Raw genomic sequence first — 20,837 nt, forward strand, 5'->3', positions numbered from 1 at the left:
CGACCGCCCACACCGTACGACCCGCGTTCCCCGCGCACCCCGCGTTCGCGCACCGTACGAACCGCGTCGGAGGCCGGGGGGCGCGGGTCGTACGGTGCGTGCGGACGACTACGCCGGCAGCGGCGCCGGGTCCCGGCCGTCGCCCCGTACGGCGGCCACGGCGCGGGCCACCTCCGGGGCGTGCACCGCGAACGGCCCCAGGTCCGTGGCCCGGGCGAACGCGGGATGGTCCCGGTGCTCCGACAGCTGCTCCAGTGCGCGCAGGCCGTTGTAGGTCCGCGGTCCGTACGGCCGCACGGTCCCGGCGGGCAGGCCCGATCCGGCGACGACCGCCGCGAGCGTCTCCTCGAAGAGGGCCTGGCAGGCCCGGATCCCCCGCAGCATGACCTGATGGTGCCGGTCGTCGGGGCCGATCGGGAAACGCAGGTCCGCCAGGACCCGCCCGGTGTCTATGCCCGCGTCGACCTCGTGCAGCGTGGCGCCGTACTCGGTGTCGCCGTGCAGCAGGGCGAAGAGGAGCGCGACCGAGGGCAGACCCCGGTGGCGCGGGAGGAGGCCGTTGTGGATGTTGAGGATCCGCAGGCCCAGGGAGAGGACGGGTGCGCGAAGGATCCGACGGTTGTTCAGGGACCAGACGATGCCGTCCGTGGAGGCTCGGGCAAGGTCCGCGGCCCGTGTGTTGACGTCGGCGGCGAGGTGCGGGGCGCCCGCGGCGTCCCCCGGGTCCTCGCAGCAGACGAGGTCGACGGCGTGTCCCCGCGCGGCGGCGTGGGTGACGGCACGTCGTACCAGGGCTCCGTCACCTATGAAGATCACGCGGGTACCTCTCTCCGGGCGGCTTCCACGTGGGCGCAGACGTGGTCGAGGGTGACGTCGCGCACGAGGGATTCGAGGCGGCTCATGAACCAGCGCCCCTGGGCCTCGGTGAGCAGGTCCGAGGAGACGGCGTCGAGCATCTCGACGAGGGCCAGGGAGTCGCCGCCCAGGAGTTGGAACTCCGCGCCCGCCGTGAGGGCCCCCGCGTCCACCCCGAGGATCGCCGCCCAGTGACGGGCGACCCGGTCCCGGAGCGCGGTGGGTCCCGCCGTCGCGGGATCCGCCTCCGGCCCGCCCGCCGCGAAGGGGTCGGGCAGCGCGTCGAGGTCCGCCTTGCCGCTGACCGTGCGGGGGATGTCGGCGACGGTCGTGATCCGCGCCGGGACCAGATGGGCGGGCAGCCGCCGGGCCAGCTCCGCGCGCAGCACCGCGGCCAGGTCCGGGTCGTCGACCCACTGTGCCCGCGGGGCGCCGGGGTCGTCCGGGGCCGGGGCGGCCACCGGCTCCTCCGGGGTCGCCGACACCACGTAGGCGCACAGCACCGGCGTGGTCGTGCCGGGGCGGCTGCGCGTGGCCACGACGGCGCGGCTCACCGCGGGGTGTGCCTCCAGCGCGGCGACGATCTCGGCGGGCTCCACCCGATGCCCGGCGATCTTGAGCCGCCCGTCGGCGCGCCCGGCGAACTCGACCGCCCCGCCCGGCAGTCGGCGCCCGAGGTCGCCCGTGCGGTAGGAGCGCACGCCGTCGGGGCGGGTGCCGAACGGGGAGGACGTCCCGTCGGGAGGACCGAGGTAGCCGCGGGCCACCTGGAGGCCGCTGACGACGATCTCACCGGTCCGGCCGTGGTCCTCCTCCCCCGTGCCGATCACCCGGCCGTCCTCGGCCACCAGCTCGACGCGGGTCGTGGGACCGGCGGTGCCGAGGGGGATGGTGGCCGTCGTCTCGCCGCCGTCCACGACGTGCGCGAGGCAGGCCACGGTGGCCTCGGTGGGTCCGTAGCCGTTGACGATCCGGCAGTCCGGGCCGAAGACGGCCCGTGCCGAGCGCACGGCGGCGGGCGTCAGCGGCTCGCCGCCGAGCAGCAGGGTGCGTACGGCTGCCCGGTCCGCGAAGAGCGCGAGGTGCGAGGGGGTGAGCGCGAGGGTGTCGGCGCGGTGGTCGTGCACGAGACGGCGCAGGCTCGCCCGGGAGGGGGCCTCGGGGGCGAGCACGGTGGTCGCGCCGGCGGCCGGCGGCAGGAACAACGCGAAACACGAGATGTCGAAGGCGTAGGAGGAGGCGAAACCGAAGCGGGTGTCCTCGTCGACCCGGCACATGTCGGTCATCCACCGGACGAAGCCCGTCAGGCCGCCGTGCTCGATCCGCACCCCCTTGGGACGCCCGGAGGAACCGGATGTGTGCATGACGTACGCCAGATCCCCGGGCCCGGGAGCCGGGGGCAGTTCCCCGCCCGGCGCGCCGGGAGCGTCGAGGACGTCCTCGGTCAGGATCACCGGGCACGGTACGGACACCGTCAGCGCGTCGGCGAGGTGGCGCTGGGTCAGGCAGAGCCGGGCGCCGCACTCCTGGAGGACTTCCTTGATCCGCTCACCGGGGTGGGCGGGGTCGAGGGGCACGTAGGCGGCGCCCGCCTTCAGGATGCCCCAGAGGGCGGTGACGCCCGCCGGCGACCGGTCCACGATCAGTCCGACGAGGTCCTCGCGGACGACGCCGCGGTCGGCCAGTTCGCGGGCGACGGCGTCGGAGCGGCGATCGAGTTCCGCGTACGTGACCTCTCCCTCGGGCCCGTCGAGGGCGACCGCGTGGGGTGCCCGGGCGGCCTGCGCGCGGAACAGGTCGACCACGGTGGTCCCCGTGGCCCCGGTGGTGGGCGGGACCGGTCGGGGCGGGAAGGTGGTGGACGGGACGGTCGGGGACGACGGCTCGGGCGTGGGTGCGAGACGGGCCAGGGCCCGGTCCAGGAAGCGTTCCGCGCGGGTCGCGAGATCGGGGCCGCCCCGTACCCCCATCGTCAGCTCGGTCCCCGCCGGGGTCTCGGCCGCGACCAACGAGACGGGTACCAGGGGCGCGTGGACGGGCAGGGCATAGACCGTCTTGGCCGTGAAACCCCCTCCGCTGTAGTCCTCCGGGGCCAGTCGGCCCAGGTGGGACACGACGGCCGAGGCGAGGTGGCGGTCCGCGCGGCCGGTGGCGGCCTGGCCTGCGCGCAACAACAGGGCGGAGGCGGCGAGCGGCAGCGGGGCGAGGGCCGACTCGAAGCCGGAGGCCAGTTCACGCCCTTCGGCGAGGGCCCGCAGCAGGGTGAGGTGCGAGCCGGTCCAGTCGTCGCCGGGGCTGAGGTCGAGGAACAGCGGCAGCGTCAGATTGCCGGTGGCCGTGACGCCGGGGCGGTGCCGGCGCAGGTCGACCGGGACCATGACCCGGCCGGGCCGGCCCGAGGCGTCGGTCACGGCCTGGGCGAGGCGGGCCGTGAGGGCCGAGTGGTGACCGGGCAGGGTCCTGCGCAGCCACAGGGTCCGCGGGGGGCCGGCCGCAGGGCGGCCGAGGGGCGACGGGCGGTCGGGCGGCAGCGTGGGACGGCGGTCGCCGGCGCCGAGCCGACGCAGCAGTCCCCGGTCGGTGTCGGGGGCCAGGGCGGGTCGCGCCTGGTCCCCGCGCAGCGCCCGGAAGACCTCGCGCACCCAGATCAGGGCGCCGTGGCCGTCCATCAGGGCGTGCGAGACGCTGAACACCAGCGTGGTGCGGGTGCCCGGCGCCGCGCCCTCTTCGTCGGCGGACGGGGTGGCCCGGCCGGGCACCACCAACACCTCGCAGCCGGGCGGGTCGGTCCGCCGCGCGGGGCCGTACAACAGGGCGGCCGTGTCCGCCGTCGCGACGTCGAAGGCCGCGGCGGAGCGGGTGTCGGCGTACCGGACGCGGGGCAACGGCCCGTCGGCGTGCCACAGCGGACCCCGCCGGGCCAGCCGCGAGCCGGGGACGGCTTCGGCGGCCCGGGCCAGCGCGGCCCGGAGGCGCTCGGGGGCGGGCACGCCCTCGCCTTCGACGAGAATGCGCAGCGCCATGGCGCCGCGGGCGTGCTCGGCGGCGAGGTAGAGCCGCTCGGTGGGCGAGACCGGCCGCCGGTAGCGGTGGCCGGCGGTGGGTCGGGGACGGTTCATCGCGGGGTGCCTCCTCGCTCGGAACGGGCGGGTGCGGTGCGGGTACCGGCGGTGGCCGGCGGTACGGACGAGGGCCTTCCCGCGGACCCGATCGCCCGCACGGACCCGGGCGCGGTGGTGTCGGAACGCCCCGGCGCGGGGCGGGACCCGGCTTCGTCGGAACGCCCGGGCGCGGGGCGGGTCCACGCGTCCACTCCGCCGATGTCCTCCACCCACCGCACCAGTTCGCGGACGCCGTCCGCCTGCCCGCGCGGCGCCTCGTGGCCGAGGTCGCGTCGGGCCGCACCGGTGTCGTACGTCGTGGATCGGGTGAGCAGGGCCATCATGTAGCGGCTCATCGGCGGTGTGGTCCCCTCGGAACCGGGCCGCAGCCGCCACAGCGTCTCGACGGCGGCGGCGAGCGCGCGGCCGACCGGCAGCGGGATCCGCGGTCCCGGCGGTGCGCAGCCGAGGAGCCGGCCGACCTCGGTGAGGAAGGCCCACAGGTCGGTCCGCTCCCGGTCCGCGACGAAGTACGCCCGGCCGCCCACGCGTTCGGCCGGTGCCGTGGCCGCCCGCAGGCAGGCGTCCACGGCGTTGTCGCTGTGGCACAGCGAGACCAGGACCCGCTTGCCGCCCGACAGGTCGGGCAGCCGGCCCGCGTGCATCGCGCCGATCATGCGGGGCAGGAAGCCGGCGTGGTCGCGCGGCCCCCAGATGCCGCGCGGGCGCAGGGCGACGGTGGTGAACCGTTCGGTGTGGGCGGCCAGTACGTCCTGTTCGGCGCGCGCCTTCGTCTCGCAGTACAGGTTGAAGAAGCGGTCCGGGTAGGGGGTGGACTCGTCGATGTCGAGGCGGTCGCCCTCGCGGATCCGCATCAGCGCGCTGGGGCTGGAGACGAAGACGAACCGGCCGGCGCCGGCGGCCCGCGCGGCGTCCATGAGCCGCCGTGTGCCGGCGACGTTCGCCTCGTGGAACTGGGCGCGGCTGCCGTGGTCGACGACCCGGGCGGCGCTGTGCAGCACGGTGTCGCGGTCCTCGGCGGCGGCACGCAGCGAGTCCTCGTCCGCCAGGTCGCCGACGGCGAGTTCGACCCCGGGCAGGGAACCGAGCCGTGCGGTGTCGCTGCCCTCGCGTACCAGGGCGCGTACGTGGTGGCCCTCGCGCAGGCAGGCGTCGACGAGGTGGCCGCCGAGGAAGCCGGTGGCCCCGGTGATCAGGATGTTCACAGGGTCCGCCACCAGGTCGCGCCGTAGAGCATGGTGAGGGCGACGGCGGCCGCCCGCCCGTGTCCGGCCGCGCGGGCCCGGGGCAGGGCGAGGGGGATCTGCGCGGCGTGCACGCCGACGCTGAGGACGGCGTCGATCCACCACAGCCAGTGCAGGACGGGGACGTCGGGCGCTGTGTCGGTGGCGGCCAGGACGGCTCCGCCGAGCAGGTAGGCCCAGCCGGCGAGCGGGATCAGCTTCGGGGCGCCGGCGCGGGACCACGGGGGTGCCGGGGGCGCGAGGCGGCGTTCGGCCCACCGGCCGAGTTCCTCGCGGCCGATCTTGGCGTTGTGTCGGATGTCGACGGGGAACCCCGCGTGGCGCAGGAACGGCGCGGACCCGAGCTCCGGGAGGTGGTGGGTGGCCGATGCGCGCAGTTCGACGACGAGGTCGCGCCAGGCGTCCGCGTCGAGGGGGGACTCGGTCTCCACGCAGACGACGGGCTGCTGCGCGCCGGGCCGGCCGATGCCGACGAGTGCGCTGCGGCGGACCAGCGGGTGTGCGTTGAAGACTCCCTCGCAGAGCACGGTGTGGAGGTCGTGCCCGGTGGCGCGCACGCGCTGCGCCGCTCGTCCGCAGAACCACAGCCGACCGCTGCCGTCGAGGTATCCGAGGTCCCCGGTGCGGTGCCAGAGGCGGGGCGCGGCTCCCACCCCGTCGGACGGCCAAAGGCCCGCGCGGGTCGGGTCATCGGGCGCCTTCTCGGACACCTTGTGGAGGGCGTCGGCCTGCGGGGCGGCGTGGTAGCGGGGGCTGACGGAGTCCCCGGCCACGAGGATCTCCCCGACGCGCCCCGGCTCCGGGTCCGTGTCCGACCCGGGGGCGAGGGCCGGCATCGGGCCGTCGGTGACGGGCGCGATCCGCAGGAGGGTGCCGGGTACGGGCCGGCCGACGCAGGTTCCGGCGGCCTGCGCGGCCCGGGCGGCCGTTTCGGCGAGGATCTCCTCGGACTCGATCGAGGTGATCGGGAGGGCCTCGGTGGCCCCGTAGGTGACGTGGATCCGGGCCTTCTCGTCCAGGACGTCCCGCAGTACGGCGACGACGGAGGGCGGTACGGGCGCCCCGCCGGACACCACGCAGCGCAGGTCGGGCAGGGGGTGCGGGCGGGTCGTGAGATGGTCCGCGAGGCGTCGCAGCAGGGCGGGCGAGGCGAACATCGTGCTGACGGCGAATCGTTCCAGCGCGTCGACGAGGAGGTCGGGATCGGCGTGCGCGACCTTCGCCGGCGCCAGCGGGGCGAGGACGATCGTGGATCCGTAGACCAGGTCGAGCATGCCGTAGAAGGGCAGGGTGACCAGGGAGACGTCGTCGCGGGTGCGCCCGTGCGCGTCCTCGATGCCCCGGGCGATCGCGAGTGCCATGCGGTGGGTGTACTCGACCCCCTTGGCGGGGCCGGTGCTTCCCGTGGTGAAGCCGATCATCAGCAGGTCGTCCCCGCCGACGGCGGGGGGCGCGGTGCGCGGGCCGGGGGCGGACCGCAGGCGCGCCAGGGTGTGACCGCCCCACAGGCGGTGGCGGCCCAGCGTGACGGGGATCCGCACGGCCTCGAAGGTGCGGCGGCCCAGGACGCGCACCAGGTGGGCGAGCGGCGGGCCGATGAAGGCCTCGGCGCCCACGGCCCGATAGGAGTGGAGCATGCGGCGCGGGCCCATGCCGGGATCGACGACGACGGGGACGGCGCCGATCCGGAACAGGGCGAAGACCAGGGCGAACAGCTCGGGTCCGGGCGGGGCCATCAGCACCGTCCTGGTGCCCCGGCCTATGCCCGCGTGGGTCAGGCCGTGGGCGAGTCGCTCGACCTCCTGCTGCAACTCACCGTAGTTCAGGGTGCGGTAGCGGGGGCGGCCGTCGGGTTCGCGGCCCCCGTCGGGGTGGATGACGGCCGGCTTGTGCGGGAAGGCCCGGGCGTTGCCTTCCAGACGGGCGGCCAGGCCCTCGGCGGCGCCGAGGGCCGGCGCCCGGGTGTCGGTGCGTCGTCGGCTCGCGGTGGTCACCGGATCACCGGCCTTCGGGGCGGTAGCTCGCGCAGGCCGCGCTGGGGCCGGCGCCGGCGGTGACGAACAGCAGTTGGTCACAGTCCTCGGGCAGGCCGGTCGCCATGGCGTGGAGGTAACCGAGGACGGGGGCCGCGGTGTGCGGCTCTCCCGTCTCGCCGGGGGGAAGGGCGTCCGCCTCGGTGCCCGGGCCGATCACCAGGGTGCGGTCGAGGTCGAGCCCGTACGCGGCGGCGTAGTCGGCGACGGCGGTGGCGGCGAGTTCGGCGCGCCGGCGGTCGTGGTCCGGGGAGCGTCGCACGGTGATCAGGGTCCGGCCTTCGGCGCCCATGGCGGCGGTGTCCAGGTAGCCCTCCGTGTCGGTGGGGCCGTCGGCCGTGTAGTGCCGTACGGGGCCGAATCCGGCGTCGGGGTCGGCGCTGCGCTCCAGCAGGAGGGCGCCGGCCAGGTCCGCGTACGGGTAGTCGGGGTCTCGGCGTGCGTCGCCGCCGGGGTGTACGTCGGCGGCGGTGACCAGGAGGCGTTCGGTGCTGCCCGTGTCGAGGAGGGATTGACCGACCTGGACCGCGTTCAGCACGCCGCAGGCGCCGTTCATGAGGTCGAAGGAGAAGCCGGCGGCGGGATCCACGAGGTAGTCCAGGCTGATCCCGACCTCCTTCTGCACCAGGGCCGCGAGCGCCGGTTCGAAGGTGTTGGACTCCCGGTAGACGCCCACGTTGACGAGGACGCCGACGGCGGAGGGGGACAGACCGGTCTGGTCGAGGCAGTCGCGGGCGGCCCGGCCGGCGAGTTCCACGGAGGAGGCCGCTCGGGTGTCCGCGGCGTGGTCGCCGGTGGCGCGGCCGTCCGCTGTGCCGTGGCTGTCGACGGTGGCGGTGCCCGCGGCGGTGATGATCATGCCCATGGTTCAGACCCCCAGGTGGGTGACGGTGGCCGACAGGGCTCCGGTGACCACACCGGAGGCGGCGGGCACCATCAGGAAGGTGGCACCGCGTCGGGCGGTGCCCGCGGCGAGGTGTTCACGCAACGTCAGGAAGTGTGAGGTGGTGGCGGTGTTGCCGTACCTCTCCACGACGGCGAGCGAGGTGGGCATGGGCGTGCCGAACTCCGCTTCGCCCGTCTGGTTCACGTAGTCGATGAATCGGGCGCCGACCTGGTGCTGAATGATGTAGTCGAATTCCTCGGCCGCGAAATCCCGACCGTTCTTGGACAGCAGATCACCGTGGAATCGGGGCCAAAGGGCGAGCCGGTCCTTGTTGTGCATCTTCTTGTTGTCCGTGTAGAGCGCGATTCCCCCGGTGCGATCGCTCGGCATTCCCATGCACAGGTGCGAGTACTCCGCGCAGGTCATCAGGTCGATGTAGTGGATCCGGTCGGCCGCGTCCGCGGACCGGTCCATGACGACCGCGGCGGCGGAGTCGCCGACGGAGAGGGAGGCGAACTGCGGGTCGTACGAGTCGCCGATCTCGCGGGCCGCCGTCTCGGCGACGCGGGTCGCCTGCTCGCCGCTGACGACCATGCCGTTGCGGACCGCCCCGGAACGGATCATCCGGTCGAGGACGTACACGCCGGTCATCATCCCGGCGCAGGCATTGGAGACGTCGAAGTGCAGGGCGGAGCGGGCGCCGAGCTCCCGGGCGAGGGAACCGGCGAAGGAGGGTTCGAAGTAGAAGCGGTCGGCGTCCTTGAAGCGGGTGATCGACGCCGATATGACGATGTCCAGGTCGGCGGCCTCGTACCGGGATGCCGCGAGGCATTCGCGCGCGGCGCTCAGGGCCATTCCGAACGAGTCCTCGCCGGTCTCGGGACGCGGGTCGTAGGTTCGCCTCTCGGCGACTCCGGTGATCCTCTCGACGTCCACGCCCCGAAGGTTCGGGGTTCGGCCGATGAGTTCCCGAGTGGTCAACGTGGTGGCCGGCATATGGGATCCGATGGATTCCATGCGGCTGTATAAGTTGTGCGAGCTCAATTTTCACTCCGTAATGGGCGCACGCGGGCAGCACATATCGCTCCGGCGGAAAGGCGCACTGTTCCGCTGTCATTCGCTGGTGACAGACAGCGAAGTTACCGTAGCGTACGGATTTGTCAGTCCTGTTACGCGCCCACCCGAAAGCGGACCGACGTGGCGAATATCGGCCATTCACGCGCGGCGGGACATTCCGCCGCGTCCAAGGCCGCACGCACCGTGTGCGGGCCCGCCGCGACCGCCCTTCCCGGGCCGCCCCGCCCTGCCGGCCCGCTCCCCCGCCGCACTGACGCCCGGGCGGCTCCCTTGGGTACACGGCTTCGAAAACCTGTCCGGAATCACACGGTCCGTCTTGACCGTCCCCGCCCGGCCGCGCGACCGGCCGATCGTCCGCCGGCGCGACCGGCGGTCGGACCGCGGCGCGTCAGCGACGGCCGAGGGCGTTGAGCCGGGCGGCCTGGCGGGTCAGGTGGTCGCGCTCGGCGAGGTTGGGTGCCTTGGCCGCGGCCTCGGCGTACAGCCGCGCCGCCGTCACCGGGTCGCCGTCGCGCTCGTGGAGGTACGCCGCCACCGCGGCGTGGCGGGGCAGGGGGTGTCCCTTGCCGGAGAAGCCCGGGGCGGACCGGTCCAGTTCGGCGAGCGCCGCCAGGCCGGCGCGCGGTCCGTCGGCCTCGCCCACGGCCACCGCGCGGTTGAGGCGGACGACCGGACTGTCGGTCAGCCGCACGAGTTCGTCGTACCACTCGACGATCTGCACCCAGTCGGTCTCCCCGGCGGTGGGCGCGTCGGCGTGGAGCGCCGCGATGGCGGCCTGGGCCTGGAACTCGCCCAACCGGTCGCGGGCGAGGGCCGCCTGCAGGATCCGGACGCCCTCGGCGATCGAGTCGGTGTCCCAGCGGCCGCGGTCCTGCTCGGCGAGCGGCACCAGGCTGCCGTCGGACGTGGTCCGGGTGGCGCGCCGGGCGTGGTGGAGCAGCATGAGGGCGAGCAGCCCCGCCACCTCGGGGTGGTCGATCACGGTCGCGAGCTGCCGGGTGAGCCGGATGGCCTCGGCCGCGAGGTCGACATCGCCGGAGTAGCCCTCGTTGAATACCAGGTAGAGGACGCGCAGCACGGTGGACACGTCGCCGGTCCGGTCGAAGCGCACGTCGGAGACGGTGCGCTTGGCCCGGCTGATGCGCTGCGCCATGGTCGCCTCGGGGACCAGGTAGGCCTGGGCGATCTGGCGGGTGGTCAGCCCGCCCACGGCGCGCAGCGTGAGCGCGACCGCGGACGACGGCGTCAGCGACGGGTGGGCGCACAGGAAGTACAGCCGCAGCGTGTCGTCCACCGCGGACGCGGGTCCCGCGGCCGGCTCCTCTTCGACGAGGTCCTCGCGCCGGCGGCGGGCGGCGTCCGATCGGGTGGCGTCGAGGAACCGGCGCCAGGCCACGGTGACCAGCCAGCCCTTCGCGTCCCGCGGCGGGTCGGCCGGCCACACGCGGACCGCCTCGACCAGCGCGTCCTGCACGGCGTCCTCGGCCGCCGCGAAGTCTGCTCCGCGGCGGACGAGGATCCCGATCACGCTCGGGGTGAGGCTCCGGAGCAGGGCCTCGTTCATGGGCGAGGTCACTCCGTGATGGTGGGCGGCGCGGCCAGGAACGGGCGGACCTCCAGCCACTCGTGGATCGGCCTGCCACCCGCGCCGGGGGCGGCGGACAGTTCCCCGGCCAGTTCGACGGCGCGCTCGTGGTGGTCGACGTCGATGATCATCCAGCCGGCGATGAGGTCCTTGGTCTCGGCGAACGGACCGTCGGTGACCGGCGGGCGGCCCTCTCCGTCGTAGCGGACCCACTCCCCCTCCGGGGCGAGCGCCTGACCGTCGACGAACTCGCCCGTCTCCTCCAGCCGCCCCGCGAAGTCGTGCATGTACTGCACGTGGGCCGTGATCTCCTCCGGGGTCCACTGGGCCATGGGTACGTCGTTGACCGCGGCCGGGGCGCCCCGGTAGTGCTTCAGCAGCAGGTACTTCGCCATGATGTCTCTCCTCTGTGCCGGTGCGACCATTCTGGCCGCGTTCATGGCAGGGACGGAGCCGGGCACGGGTTCTCGACATCCTCGCCCGAACTTTTTTCAGTTCTCTCGGAAGAGCCCTCGCAAGAGCCCTCGGCAGCCGCCTCTCGGGCCGCACTCGTCGTCCGGCACGTCGGTGGCTCGTCGGTCGGCTCGTCGTCCGGCGGTGGATCGTCGCACGCCCTGTTCGCGGGGCCCCCGGAGGCACTGGGGCGGCACCTGGTCCTCACCATGGTCCGGCTGCGCGACCGGCTCCGGGGGGATCCGCTGCTGCGGGTCGTGTTCTCGCTCGGCAACGACGACGAACGCACCCTGCTGCGCGAGCGCTTCCGCGAGCAGGTCACCGACCGGCTGGCCGCGCTCCTGACCGGCCCCGACCCGCAGGTGCGCGCCGAGCTGATCACCGATCAACTGATCGGCCTGGGCGTGACCTTGAGCCTGCACCGGCCGGACGGCGCGGGGGGCCGCACACCCCCCCGACCGACTCGCGGACCTGTACGCCCCCGGCCTCCAGTGGCTCATCGACGGCGACTGAATCCGGGTCCGGACCCGGAAGTGCCACGGCGGCCCGATCAGGCGCCGAAGGTCAGCCGGAACAGGGCCCCTCCCCCCGGCGCGGCCTCCGCCGTCAGTTCGGCCGCGTGCGCCCGGGCGATCTGCCGCGCCATCGCCAGGCCGAGCCCCGACCCCGGCAGGGCCCGCGCCGCCCCCGCACGGTAGAACCGGTCGAAGACGTACGGCAGGTCCTGGGGCGCGATGCCCGGACCGTGGTCCCGTACCGTCAGCTCGGGCCGGCCGGCCCGCACCGTCAGCTCCACCTCCACCGGGACGCCCGCCGGGCTGAACTTCGCCGCGTTGTCCAGCAGGTTCCCCAGCAACCGGCTGAGCCGGGCGGGCACCCCGGGTACGACGACCTCGTCGGTCGAGCGCACCACGATCGGCACGGAGGCCCAGTGCGCCCGCGCGACCTGCACGCAGTGCTCCACCAGCCGGCCCAGCCTGACCTGTTCGACGAGCGGCTGCGGCTCCTCGTCGCGCGCCAGCTCGATCAGGTCGTTGACCAGGCCCGTCACCTCCCGCAGCTGCCGGCCCAGGGCGAGGGAGGCGCGCTCGCGCTGCTCCGTCGTCAGCCGCTCGCCGCGTGCGAGCAGTTCCGCGTTGGTGCGCAGCGCCGTCAGGGGGGTGCGCAGTTCGTGGGAGGCGTCCGCGACGAGGCGCCGTTGCGCGGTGACGGACTGTTCCAACTCCCCCAGCATGGTGTTGAAGGTCCCGGCGAGCCGGGTGATCTCGTCTTCCCGTCCCGGCGGCGGCAGCTCGATGCGGTGGCGCGGGTCCCGGGTGGCCGCGATCCGTTCGGCGGTGGCGGTGAGCCGGGTCAGCGGTGCGAGTCCGGTCCGCGAGACCCAGTACCCGAGCACGGCGGCGAGCAGCACACCGGCCGCGCCGATCACCACCAGCCACCGGGCGGCGTCGGAGATGCCGGCTTCGACGGTGTCGGCGCGCAGCGCGACCTGGAGCGCCTGTCCCTTCGTGTAGTCGGTGGTGAGCATCCGTGTCGGGTGTCCGGCGTGGACGATGCTCGTGTAGTACGGGGCGCGACGGCCGGCGGCGACGGCCCTGGTCCCCGCGTCCACGGGCAGCATGTACGGCCGGGCGGGATCCTTGGCGGGATCGACCGGCACCACCTCCGCGCAGGCGGGCGCGGCCAGGAAGCGGCACTCCCCGGCCAGGGTGTCGGGTCCGGAGTCGGGGTTGCGTTGGGCGGCGAGCCGCGCGGACTGGGTGAGGCTGAGGTCGAGCTGGTCGTACAGGGCCCCGCGGACGACGAAGAACGCCGCGGTGCACACGCCGACGGCGACCAGCGCGACGGCCGAGGTGACGGCCAGCGCCAACCGGGTCCGCAGGGGGCGGCGCCTGCGCCATGGGGCGCCCAGCCGGCGCCGGCCGGCGCCCGTCACGCGGCGTCCAGCCGGTAGCCGACTCCGTGGACGGTGTGCACCAGCCGCGGCTCGCCGCCGGCCTCCAGCTTGCGCCGCAGGTAGCCGACGTACACGGCGAGGGAGTTGGAGTCCGGTCCGAAGTCCCGCCCCCACACCAGTTCCAGGATGAGTTCGCGCGGCAGGACCTGCCCGGGGTGGCGCAGCAGGAGTTCCAGCAGCGCGGCCTCGGTGCGGCTGAACTCCAGCGGGCGCCCGGCCCGTCGCCCGGTTCGGGTGGCCGGGTCGAGGACGAGGTCGCCGTACGCGAGGGGGTCGCCGGCGTCGTCCTGGGCGGGCGCGGCCCGCCGCAGCAGTGCCCGGACCCGGGCCACCAGCTCGTCCAGGGCGAACGGTTTCACGAGGTAGTCGTCGGCGCCCGCGTCCAGCCCGTCGACCCGTTCGCTCACCGAGTCCAGCGCGGTCAGGACGAGTACGGGTGTCCGGTCGCCCATCGCGCGCAGTTGCCGGCACACGCCGAGGCCGTCCAGCACCGGCATCATCACGTCCAGGACCAGGGCGTCGGGTTCCCAGGCCGCGACCTCGGACAACGCGGCCAGCCCGTCGGCGGCGCCGCGCACCTCGTACCCCTCGACGGCCAGGCCGTCCTGCACGGCGGCCCGCACCTCGGGCTCGTCGTCGACCACCAGAATCCGCTGTCTGCTCATGGAGCTCATGGGCAAAGCCTGCCAAAGGCCGCGGCGGAACCTCTTAGAACCTTCTTAGGGCACACCGGAAGTCTGCCGCCATGACCACACGAGACTCCTCCCCGGCTCCCCTGTCCGTCGTGATCGGTGCCGGCGGCACCGGTGGCCACATCTACCCCGGGCTCGCTCTCGCCGAGGCCCTGCGCGCGGCCGTCCCCGGCGCCGTGGTCTCGTTCATCGGGACCGAGCGCGGCCTGGAGACCGAGCTGATACCGCGCGCCGGCTACCGGCTGCACACCGTCGACATGATCCCCTTCGATCCGGCGCTGGGCGCCAAGCGCTACCTGCTGCCCGCCGCGCTGCTGCGGTCCGCCGGGCAGGCGCGGGCCGTGATCCGGGCCCAGGGGGCGCACGCCGTCGTCGGCATGGGCGGCTACCCGAGCGCGCCCGCCGTGCTGGGCGCCCGGCTGGCCGGACTGCCGGCCCTGATCCACGAGTCCAACGCGGTCCCGGGGCGCGCCAACCAGTTCGCGGCCCGGCTCACCCCGCACGTCGCGGTGGCCTTCGACCGCAGCCGGGAGCACCTGGCGGGCGGGGAGCGGGCACTGACCACCGGGATGCCGATCTCCGCCGCCCTGGCCGGTCTCGCCGAGTTGTCCGGTCACGGGCGGGCGGTGCTGCGCGCCGAGGCCCGGCGGGCGTTGGGCGTGCCGGACGGGCGTCGGCTGGTGGTGTTCAACGGCGGCAGCCTCGGCGCCGTCCGGCTCACCGGGGCGGCCGTCGGGCTGGCCGGGCTCTGGCAGGGGCGGGACGACGTACAGCTGCTGATCAAGACGGGTCCCGCGGCGCTGCCGGACGCGGTGGCGGACCTCGCCGCGAGCGGCGGGCAGCGGATCGCGCGCGCCGTGCCGTACCTGGACCGGATGGACCTCGTGTACGCCGCCGCGGACCTCGTGGTGTGCCGGGCCGGATCGGCGACGGTCGCGGAACTCGCCGCGACCGGCGTCCCGTCCGTCCTGGTCCCGTACCCGCACGCGCCGGGCGACCACCAGACCCACAACGCCCGGGTGTTGTCCGACGCCGGCGCCGGGCTCCTGCTGGCCGACGCCGCCGCCACCACCGAACGCCTCGCGGACCTCGTGGGTCCGCTGCTGGCGAACCCGGCCCGGCTGTCGGCCATGGCCGGCGCCGCCGACCCCGGCCCGCACGCGCGGGCCGCCGAACTGCTGGCCGCGGAGGTCCTCCGCGTCGCCGGCGTCACCCTTCCCCTCCTGGAGCGAGCATGAGCACCACGAACAGCATGAGCACCACGAACAACTGGGACGGCCGTACGGTCCTGGTCACCGGCGCCGAGGGATTCATCGGCTCGACCCTGGTCGACCTGCTGGTGGCCCGGGGCGCCCGGGTCCGCGCCTTCGTGCACTACAAGCCGTACGCCGAGAAGGGCCACCTGGCGCGCTACCTCGCCGAGCCGGACGGCCCCGTGGAGATGTGGGCCGGTGACATCCGCGACGCGGGCCGGGTGAGCGACGCGGTGGCCGGCTGCGACACCGTGTTCCACCTGGCGGCGCTGATCGGGATCCCGTACAGCTACGCCTCGCCCGGCGCGTACGTCCAGACGAACGTCACCGGCACGGAGAACATGGCCGAGGCCTGCCGTCGGCACGGGGTGCGCCGGCTGGTGCACACCTCGACCAGCGAGGTGTACGGCACCGCGCTGACGGCCCCGATCGCGGAGACGCACCCGCTCCAGCCGCAGTCCCCGTACTCCGCTTCGAAGATCGGCGCTGACATGATGGCGCTCTCCTTCCATCACGCCTTCGAACTCCCGGTGACGGTGGTGCGGCCGTTCAACACGTACGGTCCGCGCCAGTCCGCGCGCGCCGTCATCCCGACGATCCTCGCCCAACTGCACTCCGGGGCGGACGAGATACGTCTGGGGTCCCTCTCCCCCACGCGGGACTTCACGTACGTCACCGACACGGCGGAGGGCTTCCTGGCGGTCGCGGAGTGCGACCGGGCGCTGGGTGAGGTGGTCAACCTCGGGACGGGTCGGGAGATCTCCGTCGGCGACCTGGCCCAGGCCCTGATCACGGCGTCCGGCCGCGAGGCCCGTGTCGTGGTCGACCCCTCCCGCCTGCGGCCCTCCGGCAGCGAGGTCCAGCGCTTGCTGTCGGACAACTCCCGGGCCCGCGAGTGGGCTTGCTGGGAGCCGCGGGTCTCCCTCGCGGAAGGGCTGCGGCGCACCTCGGACTGGATCGCGGCCAACCTCGCCCTCTTCGCCCCGGACCGCTACCAGGTCTGACCGGACGGGGTGCTCCCGGACGCCCCGGAGCACCCCCGCCCCGGGGCGCGACCGCCCGGCCTCCCCGGTGCGGCGACACCCCGGCACTGGTCGCCGTTCAGCCGAGACCCCCAGGTCAGGGCGGTGTGCGAGCGCCGGGACGCGGGCCCGTCGGCGGCTGTCAGGTTGCTACCATCACGGCGATCAGAGGAACTGGCCGACCAACGGAACGAACCGGAGATCTCGCGTGTCGGAGCTGAACCCCATCGGATTCCACACCTTTGTCGCGAACCTCGGCGTCAAGGACACCACCCGCGACTTCACGGTGGTGGTCTCCGAGCACCCCTGCGCCGCGGCGGCCGTGTTCACGCAGTCCCGGTTCGCCGGACCGAGCGTGCTCCTCAGCCGCGAGCACGTGGCCGACGGATCTGCGCGCGCGGTGGTCACCGTGTCCAAGAACGCCAACGTCGCGAACGGGGAACGCGGCGTCCGGGACGCCGAGGAGGTCGTGGCGCTGACCGCGGCCCTGGTGGGCTGCGCGCCGCAGGAGGTGCTGATCGGATCGACCGGGGTCATCGGGCGCCCGTACCCGATGGAGACGATGCGGGCGGGGATCCCCGGTGTACGCGCGGGCGAGGAGCCCGACTTCGACTCCGTCTCCGAGGCGATCATGACCACGGACACCCATCCGAAGCTCGCGCGGGCGCGGATCGGATCGGCGACCCTGGTCGGAGTCGCCAAGGGCGTCGGCATGTTGGAGCCCGACATGGCCACGCTCCTCACGTACTACTTCACCGACGCGGCCCTGCCCGCCGCCGAACTCGACGCCGTGTTCCGGCGGGTGATGAACCGGACCTTCAACTGTGTGAGCGTGGACTCCGACACCTCCACCAGCGACACCGCCGTGATCCTCGCCAACGGAGCGGCCGGAGAGGTGGACCCCGCGGAGTTCGAGGCGGCCCTGTACTCCGTGGCGGAGGACCTCACCAAGCAGGTCGCCCGGGACGGGGAGGGCGCCACCAAGCTCATCGAGGTGGTCGTGGACCGGGCGCGGGACGAGGGGCAGGCCCGCCGGGTGGCGAAGGCGATCGTCAACTCGCCGCTGGTGAAGACCGCCGTGCACGGGTCCGACCCCAACTGGGGGCGGGTCGCGATGGCCGTCGGCAAGTGCAAGGACGACACCGACATCGACCCGGACCGGGTCGTGATCCGATTCGGCGACCTGGTCGTCTACCCGCAGGCCGAGCCCGACCTGGCCGGGCTGACCGAGGTCATGAACGCGGACGAGGTGCTGATCCACGTCTCGCTCGCGACCGGCACCGCGGCCGCCCGCGTCTGGGGCTGCGACCTGGGTGACGGCTACGTCCGGATCAACGCCGACTACACCACCTGACCCGCCGCCCCGGTCACCCGGCGCGCGGAGGACCGAGCGCCGGGCGCCGGCCCTCGCCGGCGTCTGCTACCGCGCGCTGTCCATCGGCACCGACGGCGGGACCTCCCGCTGGTGCGGGATCGATGCGGTCGGTGACGGCCGGAAATCGTCCTCGGGGCGCAGCGCGACCGTGCGGGTGGGCGCGGGGATGGAGATGCCCTCCGCCCGGAAGCGCCGGTGGAGCCGCTTGATGAACTCGTGCTTGATCCGGTACTGGTCGCTGAACTCCCCGACACCGAGGATCACCGTGAAGTTGATCCGGGAGTCGGCGAACGTGTGGAAGCGGACGGCCCCTTCGTGGTCGGGGACCGCCCCGTTGATGTCCACCATCACGCTGTCGACGACCTCCAGCGTCACCCGTTCCACGTGCTCCAGGTCGCTTTCGTAGCCCACCCCGACCTGGACCAGGATCGACAACTGCTGCTCGGGCTGGGTGAAGTTGGTCATGTTCGTGCGCGCCAAACGGCCGTTGGGGATGATCACCAGGTTGTTCGACAGGTTGCGCACCACGGTGTTGCGCCAGTTGATGTCGACGACGTAGCCCTCCTCCCCGCTGGTGAGACGGATGTAGTCACCGGGCTGCACCGTCTTGGAGGCGAGGATGTGCACGCCCGCGAAAAGGTTGGCGAGGGTGTCCTGGAGGGCCAGGGCGACCGCGAGTCCGCCGACGCCCAGCGCGGTGAGCAGGGGCGCGATGGAGACGCCGACCGTTTCTAGGGCGACGAGGAACCCCATCGCGAAGACGACGACGCGTGTGATGTTCACGAAGATGGTCGCCGATCCGGCGACTCCGGTCCGCGACTGCGCCAGGGACTGCACGAGCCCCGCGACGACGCGGGCGGCGGCGAGCGTGGCGATGAGGATCAGCAGGGCGGTGAGGGTCTGGTTCACGAAGCCCGAGACCCTCGTGGTCAGGGGCAGGGTCGAGGCCGCCACCGCCGTGCCCGCGATGACCGCCGCGCCCGGCGCGAGGGTGCGCAGCCCGTGGACGATGATGTCGTCGCCGCTCCAGCGCGTCCTGAGGGCGTGCTTGGCGAGCCAGCGCAGCAGGGCCCGCAGGAGCAGACCGCCCGCGCCGCCCGCGGCCAACGCGATGCCGGCCACCAGCCAGTCGTGCAACACGAGGGTCCGGTTCAACGGGCGCCTCCCGTCGCGCGGCGGGCCGGGGAGGGAGCGACGGGCGCCGCCGGGCGTCGTATCGGGTGTGTCGTCACCTTGTCACCTGTCAGTTTGTCGTGCAAAGAAGCCCGTTCGGGCGTGTGTGCGGTCCGGAACGGGCTGCCATCCTGCCGCATGGGGACGGAAGGCGGCGCAGGTGGGGCGGTCGGAGCCGCTCGACGGCCAGAGCGGAACGCTCCGGCCGGCTGGATCAGGGGGTGGGGAAATCGGTGGCGCGGACGATCCCGTCGAGTTCCGTGTCGATCCAGGCCCGCTCGGTGTCGGGACGGGTGTTGTCCACGACCGCCCAACCCCGGGCCCCGTCGGGGGCGGCGAGCTCCACCAGGCGGTGGTCCAGGTGACCGGTGATCATCACGGCCATCAGGGACAGGTACTCGCGCTGGAGATCCGGCGGGAGGTGGCGTCCGGCGGGTACTTCCCACGCGGTCCGCAGGTCGTCCTCCAGCAGCGCGCAAGTGGTGCGCACCGCCGTGATGAGCGCCTCGAACCGCTCCCCGTCCAGGCGCGCCCGCAGGACCTCCAGGTAGGAACCCAGAACATCGGCCTCGTGGTCGTCGTCCGGCTCCGCCGGATGATGCTCGGTCATGCCCCACCCCTGCCCGGACGACCGCGTCCCCTCGCAGTGTAGGGAGCGCCCGACAGGTGGACGGCGGTCTTCGGCCACCCCGCGGTCTTCCCCACCACTCCGGCCGCACCCGACCACGGTGCGGTCCCCGGCGGCGGACCGCGGCGAACATGCCCTTCGCATATTCGTTGTGAATACGCGTTCGGCAACGCCTGGATGAATTCCACATCATCCCTCGTCCTACATTGACAGTGCGCTGCGCCCTGCGGGTTAATTACCTCAGGCGTGGCCAGATGTGGTCGCGCGTGGCGGGATCACGTCAGTCCGCGACCGGTTCATTCCGGCGGCGGGGCGTGCCCCCCGTGACGACGTCGCAGCAGAGGGGTGTTCCGATGCTCGTGTGCACGCGAGTGCACTGACGATCGTACATTGAGCGGGTATTGGCGAATCCGACTCTTCCGTGGGGGGATCAATGGCCCAGCTCAACTTTTTCTCCGTTCCCGATTTCCACCTTCCGTTCGGGAACTCCAAGCATCCACAGGCCGCGCGAGCCAACAACGAGGCCACGTCGTGGGCCCTGCGTCACGAGCTCGTCACCGATGCCTCGGAGCAGTTCGCGGGGATCGGCTTCGGCCATCTCGCCGGCCGCGTCAGCGGTGAGGTGCCCTATGAGAAGGTCGTCCTCCTCGCCGAGTGGATGGCCTGGTCCTTCGTCCTGGACGACCAGCACGACCACCTCATCAGGACGGGCGAGTTGGCGGCCTGGCGGCCCGTCACCGACACGATCACCACCTACCTGGCCACGGGCAGGACGGGCGCGGCGTCCTCGCGGCCGAATCCGCTGGTCACCGGGTTCATCGACCTGTGCGACCGGATCCTCGCCGGCATGTCCGAGGTGACCGCAGCCCGCTACCGGGCCCATGTCCCCCTGATGTTGGGCTCCTTGGACCAGGAGGCGGGAAACCGCGGGGACGAGGGGCACCCCTCCGTCGAGGACTACATCCTGATGCGGCGTCACAGTTCGCAGATGCTGCCGATGATGGACATGGTCGAGGCGGGCCTGGGCATCGACGTGCCGCCGCACCTCCACGAACTGCCGGAGTTCCAGGCCCTCATCGCGAGTTCGGTGGACATCATCTCGTGGGGAAACGACGTGTTCTCGCTGCCGAAGGAGTACTCCTGCGGGGACAACAACAACCTCGTCTCGCTCATCTCCGCGTGGGAGGGGCGCAGCCTCGGCGACGCGGTCCGGGCCGTCGAGGGGCGCATCCAGACCCGCATCGAGGAGTACCTGTCCGGAAAGGAGCGCCTGTTCCAGGTCATTGACGCCCGGGGTGACGTCGATCCCGCCGTGCGGGCCACCGTCTCCCGCTGCGTGCGCAGTTATGAGGACTGGATGATCGGCGCGGATCTGTGGCAGCGTTACGAGTGCACGAGGTACCGCGACGAACGGTTCGCGGCCGGGCTGGAGTCTGCGTACATCCGCCCGGATCTCGTCTCGGTGGCATGACAGGGAGTCGA

General features: G+C 73.5%; 16 protein-coding genes and 1 pseudogene. 5 read left to right on the top strand and 12 right to left on the bottom strand.

The window, feature by feature from the left end; all coding sequences use genetic code 11:
• Positions 1–108 precede the first annotated feature (108 nt).
• The 8 genes from OTB19_RS00635 to OTB19_RS00670 all read right to left on the bottom strand — a co-directional run bounded on the left by OTB19_RS00635 (position 109) and on the right by OTB19_RS00670 (position 11,197).
• The gene (locus OTB19_RS00635; RefSeq protein WP_267795914.1) at positions 109–816 is read right to left on the bottom strand and encodes a formyltransferase family protein; all 708 of its coding nucleotides are present in this window, start codon (positions 814–816) and stop codon (positions 109–111) included.
• Complete coding sequence (locus tag OTB19_RS00640) at positions 813–3,974, bottom strand: non-ribosomal peptide synthetase (RefSeq protein ID WP_267795915.1); 3,162 nt, start codon at positions 3,972–3,974, stop codon at positions 813–815. The genes OTB19_RS00635 and OTB19_RS00640 overlap by 4 nt, the downstream gene beginning before the upstream one ends.
• Positions 3,971–5,194, bottom strand: a complete 1,224-nt coding sequence (locus OTB19_RS00645; RefSeq protein WP_267795916.1) for an NAD-dependent epimerase/dehydratase family protein — start codon at positions 5,192–5,194, stop codon at positions 3,971–3,973. Before OTB19_RS00645 ends, OTB19_RS00640 begins: the two co-directional genes overlap by 4 nt.
• Positions 5,179–7,215, bottom strand: a complete 2,037-nt coding sequence (locus tag OTB19_RS00650) for a fatty acid CoA ligase family protein (RefSeq protein ID WP_267795917.1) — start codon at positions 7,213–7,215, stop codon at positions 5,179–5,181. The genes OTB19_RS00645 and OTB19_RS00650 overlap by 16 nt, the downstream gene beginning before the upstream one ends.
• Positions 7,216–7,219: 4 nt before the next feature.
• A complete protein-coding gene (locus OTB19_RS00655; RefSeq protein WP_267795918.1) occupies positions 7,220–8,113 on the bottom strand; it encodes a hypothetical protein in 894 nt (297 codons plus the stop codon).
• Positions 8,114–8,122: 9 nt separating this feature from the next.
• Complete coding sequence (locus OTB19_RS00660; protein WP_267795919.1) at positions 8,123–9,076, bottom strand: 3-oxoacyl-ACP synthase III family protein; 954 nt, start codon at positions 9,074–9,076, stop codon at positions 8,123–8,125.
• Positions 9,077–9,605: 529 nt separating this feature from the next.
• Positions 9,606–10,781 (bottom strand): RNA polymerase sigma factor, encoded by a 1,176-nt coding sequence (locus OTB19_RS00665; RefSeq protein ID WP_267795987.1) that lies wholly within the window; start codon positions 10,779–10,781, stop codon positions 9,606–9,608.
• An 8-nt stretch (positions 10,782–10,789) separates the two neighbouring features.
• On the bottom strand, positions 10,790–11,197 hold the full coding sequence (locus tag OTB19_RS00670) for a YciI family protein (RefSeq protein WP_267795920.1): 408 nt from the start codon (positions 11,195–11,197) through the stop codon (positions 10,790–10,792).
• 267 nt (positions 11,198–11,464) lie between these two features.
• On the opposite strand from OTB19_RS00670, the pseudogene OTB19_RS00675 reads away from it, so the two are divergent.
• Positions 11,465–11,620 (top strand): annotated as a pseudogene (locus tag OTB19_RS00675) (TetR/AcrR family transcriptional regulator); the annotation flags it as partial.
• Between the two features lie 185 nt (positions 11,621–11,805).
• Here OTB19_RS00675 and OTB19_RS00680 read toward each other — a convergent pair.
• Positions 11,806–13,191 (bottom strand): sensor histidine kinase, encoded by a 1,386-nt coding sequence (locus tag OTB19_RS00680; protein ID WP_267795921.1) that lies wholly within the window; start codon positions 13,189–13,191, stop codon positions 11,806–11,808.
• On the bottom strand, positions 13,188–13,886 hold the full coding sequence (locus tag OTB19_RS00685; protein WP_267795922.1) for a response regulator transcription factor: 699 nt from the start codon (positions 13,884–13,886) through the stop codon (positions 13,188–13,190). The genes OTB19_RS00680 and OTB19_RS00685 overlap by 4 nt, the downstream gene beginning before the upstream one ends.
• Positions 13,887–13,957: 71 nt before the next feature.
• Between OTB19_RS00685 and OTB19_RS00690 the strand changes: the two genes are divergently transcribed.
• The 3 genes from OTB19_RS00690 (at position 13,958) to argJ (ending at position 17,533) form a co-directional block, all read left to right on the top strand.
• Complete coding sequence (locus OTB19_RS00690) at positions 13,958–15,142, top strand: UDP-N-acetylglucosamine--N-acetylmuramyl-(pentapeptide) pyrophosphoryl-undecaprenol N-acetylglucosamine transferase (RefSeq protein WP_267795923.1); 1,185 nt, start codon at positions 13,958–13,960, stop codon at positions 15,140–15,142.
• On the top strand, positions 15,139–16,161 hold the full coding sequence (locus OTB19_RS00695; protein WP_267795924.1) for an SDR family NAD(P)-dependent oxidoreductase: 1,023 nt from the start codon (positions 15,139–15,141) through the stop codon (positions 16,159–16,161). The genes OTB19_RS00690 and OTB19_RS00695 overlap by 4 nt, the downstream gene beginning before the upstream one ends.
• Before the next feature lie 226 nt (positions 16,162–16,387).
• A complete protein-coding gene (gene argJ / locus OTB19_RS00700) occupies positions 16,388–17,533 on the top strand; it encodes a bifunctional glutamate N-acetyltransferase/amino-acid acetyltransferase ArgJ (RefSeq protein ID WP_267795925.1) in 1,146 nt (381 codons plus the stop codon).
• 66 nt (positions 17,534–17,599) lie between these two features.
• Here argJ and OTB19_RS00705 read toward each other — a convergent pair whose 3' ends face one another.
• A complete protein-coding gene (locus OTB19_RS00705; RefSeq protein ID WP_267795926.1) occupies positions 17,600–18,709 on the bottom strand; it encodes a mechanosensitive ion channel family protein in 1,110 nt (369 codons plus the stop codon).
• Between the two features lie 232 nt (positions 18,710–18,941).
• Positions 18,942–19,337, bottom strand: a complete 396-nt coding sequence (locus tag OTB19_RS00710; RefSeq protein ID WP_267795927.1) for a hypothetical protein — start codon at positions 19,335–19,337, stop codon at positions 18,942–18,944.
• Between the two features lie 451 nt (positions 19,338–19,788).
• Between OTB19_RS00710 and OTB19_RS00715 the strand changes: the two genes are divergently transcribed.
• Positions 19,789–20,826 (top strand): terpene synthase family protein, encoded by a 1,038-nt coding sequence (locus OTB19_RS00715; RefSeq protein WP_267795928.1) that lies wholly within the window; start codon positions 19,789–19,791, stop codon positions 20,824–20,826.
• Positions 20,827–20,837 lie beyond the last annotated feature (11 nt).

The organism is Streptomyces sp. H27-H5, from assembly GCF_026627505.1.
GTDB lineage: Bacteria > Actinomycetota > Actinomycetes > Streptomycetales > Streptomycetaceae > Streptomyces.